Annotated in this window: 11 protein-coding genes and 1 pseudogene; 8 read left to right on the forward strand and 4 right to left on the reverse strand. The window is 43.1% G+C overall.

Annotated elements, in window-relative coordinates; all coding sequences use genetic code 11:
* Positions 1-68 precede the first annotated feature (68 nt).
* The 8 genes and pseudogenes from BN1546_RS16030 to BN1546_RS16065 all read left to right on the forward strand — a co-directional run bounded on the left by BN1546_RS16030 (position 69) and on the right by BN1546_RS16065 (position 8,592).
* Positions 69-848 (forward strand): ABC transporter ATP-binding protein, encoded by a 780-nt coding sequence (locus BN1546_RS16030; protein ID WP_013372981.1) that lies wholly within the window; start codon positions 69-71, stop codon positions 846-848.
* Positions 814-2,826, forward strand: coding sequence for an ABC transporter permease (locus BN1546_RS16035; RefSeq protein ID WP_090738279.1), 2,013 nt, complete (start codon positions 814-816; stop codon positions 2,824-2,826). The genes BN1546_RS16030 and BN1546_RS16035 overlap by 35 nt, the downstream gene beginning before the upstream one ends.
* Before the next feature lie 182 nt (positions 2,827-3,008).
* Positions 3,009-4,118: a TolC family protein gene (locus BN1546_RS16040; RefSeq protein ID WP_090738281.1), complete on the forward strand. Its 1,110-nt coding sequence runs from the start codon at positions 3,009-3,011 to the stop codon at positions 4,116-4,118.
* 35 nt (positions 4,119-4,153) lie between these two features.
* The gene (locus tag BN1546_RS16045; RefSeq protein WP_090738283.1) at positions 4,154-5,614 is read left to right on the forward strand and encodes an efflux RND transporter periplasmic adaptor subunit; all 1,461 of its coding nucleotides are present in this window, start codon (positions 4,154-4,156) and stop codon (positions 5,612-5,614) included.
* Positions 5,611-6,348 (forward strand): ABC transporter ATP-binding protein, encoded by a 738-nt coding sequence (locus BN1546_RS16050; protein WP_090738285.1) that lies wholly within the window; start codon positions 5,611-5,613, stop codon positions 6,346-6,348. The genes BN1546_RS16045 and BN1546_RS16050 overlap by 4 nt, the downstream gene beginning before the upstream one ends.
* Complete coding sequence (locus BN1546_RS16055; RefSeq protein WP_090738286.1) at positions 6,345-7,559, forward strand: ABC transporter permease; 1,215 nt, start codon at positions 6,345-6,347, stop codon at positions 7,557-7,559. The genes BN1546_RS16050 and BN1546_RS16055 overlap by 4 nt, the downstream gene beginning before the upstream one ends.
* Before the next feature lie 142 nt (positions 7,560-7,701).
* A pseudogene (locus BN1546_RS16060) lies at positions 7,702-8,076 on the forward strand (polysaccharide deacetylase); the annotation flags it as partial.
* A 39-nt stretch (positions 8,077-8,115) separates the two neighbouring features.
* Positions 8,116-8,592 carry an RNA polymerase sigma factor gene (locus BN1546_RS16065; RefSeq protein ID WP_090738290.1) on the forward strand — a complete coding sequence of 159 codons (477 nt, stop codon included), beginning with the start codon at positions 8,116-8,118 and terminating at the stop codon, positions 8,590-8,592.
* A 134-nt stretch (positions 8,593-8,726) separates the two neighbouring features.
* On the opposite strand, the gene BN1546_RS16070 is transcribed toward BN1546_RS16065, so the two are convergent.
* From BN1546_RS16070 to BN1546_RS16085, 4 genes are all read right to left on the reverse strand, one after another.
* Entirely contained in the window at positions 8,727-10,007 is a 1,281-nt protein-coding gene (locus BN1546_RS16070) for a glycoside hydrolase family 140 protein (protein WP_090738292.1), read from the reverse strand.
* A 75-nt stretch (positions 10,008-10,082) separates the two neighbouring features.
* On the reverse strand, positions 10,083-11,384 hold the full coding sequence (locus tag BN1546_RS16075; RefSeq protein ID WP_058830366.1) for a PTS sugar transporter subunit IIC: 1,302 nt from the start codon (positions 11,382-11,384) through the stop codon (positions 10,083-10,085).
* Between the two features lie 155 nt (positions 11,385-11,539).
* Positions 11,540-11,839: a PTS sugar transporter subunit IIB gene (locus BN1546_RS16080; protein ID WP_025674198.1), complete on the reverse strand. Its 300-nt coding sequence runs from the start codon at positions 11,837-11,839 to the stop codon at positions 11,540-11,542.
* Entirely contained in the window at positions 11,836-12,192 is a 357-nt protein-coding gene (locus tag BN1546_RS16085) for a PTS sugar transporter subunit IIA (RefSeq protein WP_016324702.1), read from the reverse strand. Before BN1546_RS16085 ends, BN1546_RS16080 begins: the two co-directional genes overlap by 4 nt.
* Between the last annotated feature and the right edge of the window lie 161 nt (positions 12,193-12,353).

The following is a 12,353-nucleotide window of genomic DNA, read 5'->3' on the forward strand; positions in this document are numbered from 1 at the left end:
GTTAATCGATCGACGCTCTGTTCCGGATGGATTATGATCATGACATAGGAAAAAGAAAGGAATGAACGATGGAGATTGTACGAATGGATCAAGTCACCAAAATATACTATGGTAAGGTTCCACACCGAGCTCTCAACAATATCCATTTAACGATTCAACCAGGTGAGTTTGTTGGCATTATGGGTCCGTCTGGTAGTGGGAAGACAACATTATTAAATATGATTTCGACTATTGATATGCCGACTTCTGGCGAGGTTAGCATTAAAGGGGAAAATCCACATCTGCTCAAGAAGGATAAGCTGGCTTTATTTCGCCGCAAAGAACTGGGGCTTGTATTTCAAGATTATAATTTGTTGGAAACCCTCACTTTGGGAGAGAACATACTGTTTCCTCTGATGCTGAATAAAAAAGGGTTAAAGGAAATGGAGCACAAACTGGAAGAAGTAGCGAAAAAACTGGATATTACAGATGTTTTGGACAAACGGCCTTATGAGGTGTCAGGGGGACAAAAACAACGTGCAGCCATAGGCAGAGCTATGATTCACTCTCCTTCGCTCCTGCTTGCAGATGAACCAACCGGAAATCTCGATTCCAAGTCTTCGCGTGTTGTAATGGAAATGCTGAGCCTTGTCCACCGTGTAGACTATTCTACAATTGTGCTGGTAACACACGGCGCCTTGGAAGCCAGCTATTGCGACCGGGTCATTTTTATTAAAGATGGTGAGTTATATAATGAAATCCGTCGTAGTCATAGTCAGCAAATATTTTTTCAGGAAATCATAGATATGCTCTCCTTTTTGGGGGGAAGTAGACATGCACATGAGCTTTCGTCTGTTAGCATGGAATAATCTCAAACGTAATGCGCGTGCTTACGTTCCTTATTATTTAAGCAGCTCCTTGATGATTACGATTTTTTTCGTATATGCGGTATTTATTTTTCATCCGGATGTCTCGAATGTAATCACAGCAGCTAATGTAAAAAAGGGATTACAGGTTGCGGATCTATTGATTTTTATATTTTCCTTTTTTTTCGTATTATACACAAATAATATCTTTGTTGCTGCACGTAAGAAAGAATTTGGTATACTCACCATTTTAGGAGCAAGTCATAGGCAAATTTATTTTTTGGTAGCTTTTGAAAATCTAATTATAGGCTTTTTATCATTGGTGACCGGGATGATCGGAGGATTTGTTTCAGCGAAGTTTTTCCTGCTGATGGGTTCCAATGTCATAGGAATGTATTTAAGATTTTATTTTCCCTGGAAAGCACTTGCCTTTACAGGAATTGGATTTATGTTTTTGTTTATATTGATCTCACTTGTGTCTGTTTTCTTTATCCGACGTTTTAAACTACAGCAGCTTTTTAGCAAGGCTCCTCAGCTCAACAAAGAGCCTAAAGCTTCATGGAGTCTGTCCATTCTTGCCATAGTATTAATCGGAGCGGCTGTATATTTAATGAAGCTTGATTTTTCACCCTACATTTATCTGGCACCTTATCGTTTAGGGACCCTTTCCTTTTATATATTGCACTATTCGGTTGGAGACACCTTTAAATATACAATTATAATGGGATCTCTGGGTATTTACTTATTTTATACTCAATCATGTGTACTATTCATTCAATTGCTTAGAGCTAACAGGAAATGGTCTTGGAGCGGATCGCGTTTGTTATGGTTATCTGAGATCACATATAAAATGAGGAATAATGCCGGGCTTTTTTCATTAATTACCCTCATTTCTATCATTTCCTGTGTAGGAGCCGCATCAACTTTTGACTCCATGCAACAGCAAAAAAGATTTCTTAGGGAGCAATCTTATTCATTTGCATTTACTTCGGATGTTGTAAGTTCTAACGAGCTTGAAAAAGAGATTGACCAAAATCTGTATACGGCTGGAGTGGATTATGGGAAAGGTGAAGTATTAGTCTTCCCTTTTCGGGAACAGATTGCGCCAGTGATGAAACAATCCAACTATGAGGCACTTGCTTCCAAGTTTAAGAAGCTAAAACAGGTACCTACGCTTCGGGAGAATCAAGGTTTTTTCATTATCGATCCAAACGAGATGCCTCTCGAAGAAAAGAAAACCCTTTTTGAAAAAAAGCTAACTTACAAGCAAGGGAAATCTCATATGATGAATCTTGAGATTATGGATACTAAGACGATAGATCATAACCTGAAGTTTGATGGAAATATCGTCTCTGAACTTGGAAGGCTACTTGTTGTTTCTGATCGAACTTACGACTATTTAATTGAACATCGGTATTTCAATGATCCGTTGGCATTTAAATCTACTTATTATTTTGTGCCCAAATGGAAGAATGGCCAGCTTTCCTTAGAAACTTCTGAAACTCAACAAGAGGTATGGTTGTATTCTGTGTTGGCCAATAAGGTGAATAAAGGGGTGCTTAACTCTAGGGCCGTAGACTATTTGACATCGGAGATGGATCTGGTTATTAGTGAATTTATTGGCGGATTTATCGCCATTATTATGTTGGCAAGTACAGTAAGCCTGCTGTATTTCAGACTATATGTAGATCTTCAGCGAGATGAAGAAATATACCGAGCTTTATCGAAAATTGGACTAAACTCAAGGGAAATGAGACAATCGGCTTCCAGACAAATTGCATTCCTGTTTCTTCTGCCATTAGTCGTATCGTCTATGGGAATGGTGCTTTGTTTAGTGATGTCAGAACCATCTGTAATATATGGAGTACCCGTTCATCTTACACTGATTCAGATTATGCTGTGCTTCTGGGCCATCCAATTTCTTTCCTTTCTTATTGTACGTTCTCTGTATCTTCGTCAATTAGATTTAAAGATACTATAAGGAACGGTACGTTGTGTGTAAAAAGTTGCAGAAGGGCAGGACGGTGTTCCTCCTTTCTGGAATGTGCACCGAATAGAAGGTAAGGTCTCAAGTGGGATACAGAAGAAAACACATAATTCGTATAACAACGTAATTATAAACTATATTTAAATCGATACCATATTTTTAAAGTGGGGATATCTATGAAAAAACGTATGTTCATCTTATTGCTGCTCGCCTTGTCGGCCAGTTCTTTATCAGAGTCCTTTGTTCAAGCAGAGAAGGCGCAGCAGCAGGTTACCAAAGCAAGTGTGAAATTAACATTGAGTCAAGCCCAGCAGTGGGCACGATCCAATAGTTTTAGCTTGAAGGAAGCCCAGCAAACGATAGATCGCAACCGGATTATGCTGAAAAATGCAGGCAAGAATCTGGATTTCATTCCGGCAGGTCAAGGCAACGGTGAAGAAGATGCGGCTAGTAGTTCAGCATGGAAGGGGTATGCTTCATCGACAGTTTCTTATTTGGAATCCAAAAAGCAAATCGAACTTGCCCAAGATCAGACAGACTACGCTGCCATGAAAAACTATTATGACGTACTTCTGGCTGATAACAAAGTCAAGAGTAGTGAGGATGCACTTTTGCTCGCGCAATTGGAGGAAAAAGCTGCTGAAGCGAAGGCTAACCGTGGAAAAATTTCTCCAGGTGATCGAAGTACGATTATTCAGACTCGTATAGAGGCTCAAAAAAATGTAGACATTGCAAAAGCTGCGCTGCAAAAAGCGCTAGATTCGCTTAATACACAAATGGGACAGTCACAAGGAAATTTATATGAACTGGTGGACAGACCCGTTTACCGGAAAATGGATAACACGAATCTGGATACACTGGTGTCGCGTGCCATCTCAGCGAGTCCTTCGGTATGGAGACAGGAGGAGGCAGTCAAACTAGCAAAAATGGAAATTAAATATTACACGTGGAACTCGGGGACGGATGACTATGAAATTAAACAGATAGATGTAGATTCAGCACAAGGCGGACTGGAAAATACCAAGGATCAACTGGCAGAAACACTGAAGAGTATGTACTTTAACTTACAGCAAAATGAAGAACAATACGAGCAAATGCGAAGTAATCTACAGAACCTTAATAAAGTGTTGGACATTTCTCGCAAAAGAAAGGCACGTGGATTTGCAACAGGTACGGAGGTCGCCACGAATCAGTTGAAAGTAAAGCAAATCGAACGGAATATGGATGAACTCATTGTTCAAATGACGCTGCTGCAACATGCTTTAAACAAGCCGTGGAGTGTATAGGATTTAGCAAAAATACAATTTAAGGGGATATAACATTGTCGGAAACAGAAAAGAAAGATAAAGATTCATTACAAGTATTAAGAAAAAAAAGAAGAGTGAAAAGGAGCATAGGTATTCTGATCTTGCTCATTATAGCGGGAATTGGCGGTACGCTCTACATGAAAAGGGGCCAGGAAAAGCCTGTGGAGGCTCCGGCGAATCAGGTCGTACAGGTACAGAAAGCTAACATAACCGAGTCGCTTAGCGTTACTGGAACCGTTCAGGCTTCCAAGGAAGTAAATATTAATTTTACAAATGTCGAGGGTGCCAAGCTCGTCGCTGTCAATGTCAAAGCAGGAGATAGCGTCAAGGCAGGTCAGGTGCTAGCACGACTAGATGATTCAGATGCCAGGCTGCAAATTAAGGATGCCGAATCCAATGTCGCAATTGCAAGGGCCAAACTGGACGAAGCCAAGCGCGGACCCAAAACGAATGATATCGAGCTACAGAAAGCAAATGTCTTAAAGGCACAGATGGCGATTAAAACAGCCAAGAACGGGATGGAATTAGAGGAAGCTGCTGCGCAAAAGGAGGCAGCCAAGATGACTTTGGATAAAGCCCAGAAGGATTATGATGACCAGGCTTATCTGGTTCAGAATGATGCGGCAGCAGAAAGTGACCTGGCGACAGCCAAGCAAAATCTGGATAAGGCAAAACTGGATATGAGCAATGCAGAGCTGCAGTACAAGAAGGCACAGACCAAGCAAACTGAGGCGATCGAAGAGGCGGAAATGGGCTATAAAACAGCATTAATACAATTAAAGGCTGCACAGTCCCCACCTGAAGCTTCCAACATCCAATCTGCACAAGCTTCTTTATTGCAGGCTGAAACGGCATTAGAGCAGAAGAAAAGTGTTCTAAGTAAATTACAGGTTACGGCGCCGTGGGACGGGATCATTTTGAAGGTCAACGGCGATGTGGGCACTAGTCCTACTGCACCTTTTATTGTCATGAATAACTCCAACACAGGGGTTATGAAGGTTCTTGCCAAGGTGAACGAAAGTGATATTGCTAAATTAAAGACCGGACTTCAGGCGACAATGCACTCGAATTCATTCCCGGACAAACAATTTAAAGGCGAAGTACGCTTTGTTTCTCCAGAGCCGGTGACGGAAGCCAATGTGACTACATACAAAATTGAATTGTCTTTGGATAGCCAAAACATAAGGCTGCAACCGGGGATGAATATGGATGTATCTCTACTGTTAGCTGAACACAAAAATGCGCTGTCTGTGCCATTGTTTGCCTTGAGATCTGAAGGCGGTGTAGATGGAGTATATGTGGCGAAGAACGCGGCGAATCCGGCGGATTATGAGTTTAGACCCGTGAAACTGGGTATCTATACAGCGGATCAGGCCGAAATCAAGTCCGGTGTCAAGGAAGGTGAAACCATTGTTATTCCTCCTCAGAACAGCAGTGCTGACCCGAATGGCAGTGGAGGGGGGCAGACACAATGAGTGAAACTCAATCCAATAACACCGTTATTGAAATTAAAGAGCTGAAAAAAAGGTATGAAGTAGGCGGTCAGGAGATTCAGGCTCTACGCAGTGTGAACTTATCTATTAACGAAGGGGAGTTTGTTGCTATCATGGGGCCCTCTGGTTCAGGCAAGTCTACCATGATGAATGTCATTGGTTGCCTGGATCATCCGGATACGGGTAAATACTATTTGGATGGATATTCCATATTGGATGCTCGTGAAAACGAACTTTCAGAGATTAGAAATCAGAAGCTAGGTTTTGTGTTTCAGAAATTCTATCTGCTTCCTCGTACTACAGCTTTAGCAAATGTGGAGCTACCTATGATGTATGCAGGTGTTCCTGGCAAGGAGCGTCGGGAAAGAGCTATAGAGGCGCTTCGGATGGTGGGTCTTGCAGAACGGATGTATAACAAGCCTAATGAGCTTTCTGGCGGCCAGCAGCAGCGGGTTTCCATCGCCCGGGCATTGGTGAATAATCCAGTCATTCTACTGGCGGATGAGCCTACGGGCGCACTGGACACGAAGACAAGCATCGAGATTATGGAGCTGTTCCAAGGTTTGAATGAACAGGGAAAAACCATTGTCCTGGTTACTCATGAACTTGAAATAGCGGAATATGCCAAACGATTGATCAGCTTTCGGGATGGTAACATTGAGCGAGATGAGCCGATTAAGAATAGACGAATTTCATCAAGGGTGGTAAGTCTATGAATTTGATGGAAACGATCCGTGTATCGATGAATAGCTTAACTACCAACAAGATGCGCTCCTTTTTAACGATACTCGGTATTATTATCGGGGTGGCAGCGGTGATTGCCATTATGGCCATCGGGAATGGCTCAAAGGCCAGTATTAAGGAGGAAATCAATAAGTTAGGGAATAACGTGCTTCTGGTTGCTCCCGTCATGCCAATGACCGAGGAAGAAATAAATCAGGACACCTTGCCCTCATTTACTTGGACAGATGTCGAGGCATTGGAACAAAAGAGTTCGATTGCAGCAATGATGCCCCGCATTTCAAACAGTTCAAAAGCTGCGTGGGGTCGATATAACTATAATGCAACCATTGTAGGGACATCTGCTTCATTTTATAAGGCCAAAAAGTTTTCCTTTGCCGAGGGCAGAACATTTACCAACGATGAGATGGATAAACGTAGGAATGTTGCCATTTTGGAAAGCCAAGCGGTTATGCGTCTTTTTGGTGGGGATACCCAAAATGTATTGGGACGAACGATTCAAATCAAACAGATCCCTTTCAAAGTAATCGGAGTATTAAATACCCAGCCTGTTACGAATTTAAGCTACAGTACCAATGATCAAATCTACATCCCTGCTACAACCATGATGAACCGTCTGGGTGAGAAAAACATTACTGGTCTGGAGGTATCCGCCAAGTCACCAGGCTTGATGGGTCAGGCTCAATCAGACATATTGGAAAGCTTGCGTGTGACGCATCAGCTAAAACCTTCGGAACCGGATCAATTCCAAGTAATGAGTCTGTCCGAAGCAGCAGGTGCAGCATCCGGTGTAGATAATATCATGACCAGCTTGCTGGGAGGTGTAGCGGCGATCTCGCTCGTGGTTGGGGGAATTGGAATTATGAATATAATGATGGTATCGGTTATAGAGCGCACGAAAGAAATTGGGATTCGAAAAGCCATCGGTGCCAAGCCAAGAGATATTATGATTCAATTCCTGTCCGAAGCCGTCATTTTTGGTCTGCTGGGGGGGATGCTCGGGGTGGTTACAGGCATAGGCGCCTCCAAAATAATCGAAGCAACAGCACACATGACCATTGAATTTACAATCTCGCCGATCCTATACTCGTTTCTTAGCTCCGCAGGCACAGGCATTCTATTTGGGGTATACCCGGCTTATAAAGCAGCAAGATTAAAACCAATAGATGCATTGAGATACGAATAATTGAATGGGCATATGGTCGCAACATAAAACGTGAACTGCTTCTAGATTTTGGAGGAACAAATACTATGGAAAAAAGCTATGCGCAAAATAGAACCAGAGCTAATCGGATAAAGAGAAATAGAAGAAGAATTCGAGCATTTTTATGAGCGACATTGAAAAAACAAATCAAATTTTAAAACAAATACTGGGGCAGAGTTTTTCGACAAGAGTGATTCGATTTCCAGGCGGTCATATGACATGGCAGAAAAACGACCCCGATGGTATGGGAGTACTGGACAAAGCTCTACATGATAAGGATTATCATCAGATTGACTGGAATGTGTTACCTAAAGATGCAGAAGGTGCACCTAAGAATGCTGAGCAATTAATTAGCGAATTCATGAGGAATATGGGGAATAGAGAAAAAGCAGTGGTACTCATGCATGACACTTACGGGAAGGAAGAAACAGCCAAAGCCTTGCCTGAAATCATAAGATATTTAAAAAAGCAGGGATATGAATTTAAAACTATCAAGTAACGTACCGATTCAATCAAAACAGAAGGGATAAGCAATAATATGGATATTAAAGATCTGGAGGATCTATATGTATCTTGCAAATCAGATCTCTTTGGTTATCTATTGAGGATGTTGCATAACAAACAGGATGCCGAAGATTTGTTGCAGGAATGCTTTATTCGTTTCATAAGAGCTTCTCCTGATTTGCCCGAAGATCGTATTCGATTCTATCTTTTGAGAATTGCCAAAAATTTAGCTATAGATTTAATGAGAAAACGAAAAAAAATGGATGAATATACTTTGCGTAAGGAAATGCTCTACTACCACTCGGATACCTTCGATTTTGAAATTCAGGAAGAGGTCAATCGAATTCTTTTGCTGGCTAGTAATACGGAGCAAAGAACGGTACTTGAATTGCGATTACTCCAAGGATACTCCATAAAGGAAACGGCTAGAATTTTAAACAAGAGTGAAAATGCAGTGAAGTCTTCGCTTCACAGAGCTTCCCAACGTATTAAATTGAGATATATTTCTTGAACACTATGGAGTGCTTTGCTTTTTTAAACAAGAAGTAAGACAAACAGTCCCGATGAGAAAATTCTTGATTGCGGGGCTGTTTGTATGTTGTACATAGTAGGTGAAATGGTGAAAAAGACGGTAAGTAATCACGGTTATTTTCTTATGCCGATCAGCAAGACATCAGCTTCAAAATCATGCATACCAATGATCGTGATCTGCTCTTGCACAGAGATTGAAGCTGTGCCAAAACGACGATTCTCCAGGTCAATGACCGTGAAGTCATATTCACTTAAATCCACGTTTAGCTTCAGCACAGTGTTGATTGGAACGTAGATGGCGACCTTGATGTAATCGGCGCTTACAGCCGCACGGATTTCTTCCGTATTTTTAAGCACTATGTTCCAAGGCTGCATATCCGTAATTCCATATATCCCGAAGAGCCATTTGGCCAATCCATAATCCCATGCCCCTTCAAACTTAAGTGCAGACTGCCAATCATATGGACTGTCGAATCCCTCCCCAGTTACACCGAACTTTTTGCCTTTCCGATGCCAGCTCCAAATACCGTGGGCTCCATAGGTTATGCCAGCAGACGCCCCGGACAGAAGACTTTGCCAAGCTGCCTTACGAACATCGGCGCGGCTGAAGCGGCCATAGACTTTTCGACTGTAGCCCATCTGTTCATAACAGGGCTCTGAGTTGAGCACCGGTCGGGTGACAGGCTTATTACAGAAGTCCAGTGCGAGTGTATACGCTGTTGGTTGAAATTGTGAATTATGTCCTGACTGGTACATGTAAAAATCCAAATGGGGGTCATTAATAAATTCCTCTGGCAGTGAAGCTAATCTTCCTTGAATATGCAGAGTGGTCAGGCACTGCGGGCTGTGCTGTTTGATGGTATGGAGAGCAAGTCGGTAATATTGGTTGGCACGCTCGGAGGGGAAATCGGTGTCACCACTTATAATATATATGGGGTAGAATTTGGAGAACCGATCGGCAACATAACGCACATAAGGTTCCACTGCCCCAAGCGGCATTTTTTTCTCCTCACGAAGCTTGGCAGCCCACGTATCCGGGATATAATTACACCATAATAGGACCAGTGCAGGAACAAAACCTCTGTTTACAGCCATTTCGATCATCGTCTCGGCTCTGGTAAAATATTCTTCGTTCAACGTATAGAAATTGTAGCTGCCATCCTCGGCATATGCGAAAGGCTCATAGTTCAAATCGCTGCCACTTGCATCCCATTGGCGCAGCATATTGATTTGCAGGACATTGAAGCCCTGACTTTTCCGGTAATCCAGATAATAGGCCCATTCCTCCAGCGTGATGTTGGTAAATGCGCTCCAAACCGTATCGGCCAAATAAAAAAAGGGGTTACCCTCATTCATGAAATATCGTTTGTTCTCAGCTATACTCAGTTGAATCAAAAGCTTCCTCTCCTAACGATTGTCATGACAGAAGCGGTGACCGTGTATCCGTCCGCCGCTTCTGCCTTTTTTCTATTATAGGATAGCGGGACTTGCTGTGGTTTCACTTGCTTGCTTTTCCAATTGCTCTTGCGCTTCGTGTTCCTTCTTCAGAGCCTGCTTGTCCAGCGCTCTAAAGAACGGATAGTAGATCAGCATACTGATCGGGATGAGTACCAGTTGTGCGGCGGCTAGTTTCCAACTGCCCTCGATGAAGCCCAGAGCAAAGATAGGGGTGCCGAAAGGCGGGTAAATCCCGATTGGTGCGGGCAACAAGCCGATGTTGGTGGCAATATAGCCGAGCACCGCACAAATGATGGGGGCAACGATAAACGGAATGGCTAGCAACGGGTTCAATACCATTGGAATTCCGAAGATCAACGGCTCGTGAATTGAGAAAAAGGTACCCGGAAGACCGAGTTTGCCGATCGTGCGAAGCTGTTTGCTCTTGGCCAGGAAAACCAATAGCAGGGCAAATCCGAGCATTGGCGCATAGTTGCAGAAGATGGACCAGAAGGCCAGCCCGATAATGTTTGGAAGTGGAGCGCCTGCCTGGAAAGCGTCAAGGTTGGCTAGATCCAGGCTCATCCAGATGGGCTTCACGATAGCGAGTATAACAATTGCACCGTGAATTCCGAACATCCACAGAGCCTGCATAATGATCAGCGCGATAATCAAAGCGCCGAGTGATCCGCCCAACCCTTCCAGTGGTATTTGGAGATAAGTATAGATAAAATCGTGGACTGTACCAAATGAAGTCTGCATGAACAAACCAGCAACGATAACAAACACAAGGGCTACCAAGACGGCCGGGATCAAGCCTGAGAAGGTTTTGACAACGGTAGGCGGGATCCCGTCAGGCATTTTAATCGTCCAATTGCGGTCGACAATCCAAATATACAACCGGGCGGCAATCAAACCGACGATCATGGCAACGAATAATCCCTGCGCGCCGAGCCATTGAAGTGGCAAAGCACGGACTTTATCAAAGGTCTGGATCGGTGTAACGATAAGAAAAGAGAGAAGGGCGGTTGCCGCCGGAACAAGGGGGTCCTTGTCAAAAGCTTGCGCCAGTCTGTAGGCTATAAAAAATACCGCATACAGAGCGATGATGCCGGTGGTCATCGTCGATGCCAACCCGATTATGGCCTTCACGGGCGCAATAAGATTCTGGTAAGGCTCCCAAGCAAGTGCAGAGAAGAGAGTTGCAAATGCTCCGATAATCAGAAAAGGAAGGGTGGACATCAGTCCGTTGGAAATTGCGCTCATGTAACGGTTTTGCTGAATTGTACCCGCCACTTTTTGAAGCTTATAAGAGAATTTTTGTTGGCTAGCCATATTTATTCAACTCCTACTATAGACTTTCATCCGCCTATATAATAACTTAGATAACGCTTTCATTTAATGAAACAACATGCAGGATTATCATATATCGTTGCCCGATTTGACCAACCTCCTTGTTCGGCTGATGAGTGAGCATCTGACTCTGGGCTTTACAGCTTAAGCGCGTCTCCTAGCACTTTTTCGCCGTTCATCATACCGTAGTCTACTATATTGATAACACTTACCTTAATGCCTTTAGGTTCATATTTTGCCTTGAAATCATCCTCCAGGTAACCGACTTGTGGTCCGATCAGCAGTACATCCGTCTTGTCGGCATATTCTTTAAACGAACTTTCGGAAGTAGCCCTGATTTCAACCTCAAGGTTTTGCGCTTGTGCGGCCTTTTGCATTTTCTGTACCAACATACTTGTAGACATTCCTGCAGCACATACCAGTGTAATTTGTTTCATCCGTTGTTCCCTCCGTTGGAAGTGTGATTTGTGATTTCTTCATAGCGATTCAATCTGTTGTAAAGCTCAATCATATGTCCAGCCAGATCTTTAGTTGTGATGGCTGACATAAGATGATCTTGAGCATGTACCATAAGCAGTGTGACTTCGTGGACGGTTCCGCCAGCTTCCTGTTGAATCAGCCTCGTTTGTGATTTATGCGCTTTAACCAACTCGGCTTTGCTTTCTTCAAGCCGCTCTGCCGCCAACTGTGTGTTACCTTTTTGAGCAAGAGCGATCGCGTCCATCGCTTTACTCTTGGCAACACCTGAGTTAGTGATAATTCCCATAATAATTTCTTGATACTCCTCCATCTCGTTCACCTCATGCTTTTTTCTCTTTAACTTACAGATTCAGTGTATAGGTTTGCTGCCGAGATCTAAACCCAAGTCTTTTCCGCCAGTAACGGAAATTCATTCATTGCTACTACGCTTTCATTTTAAAAAGCTCCAAGCAGCACCCGCTCTGTGAATAT

This window comes from Paenibacillus sp. Mc5Re-14 (assembly GCF_001049835.1).
Classification (GTDB): Bacteria; Bacillota; Bacilli; order Paenibacillales; family Paenibacillaceae; genus Paenibacillus; species Paenibacillus polymyxa_C.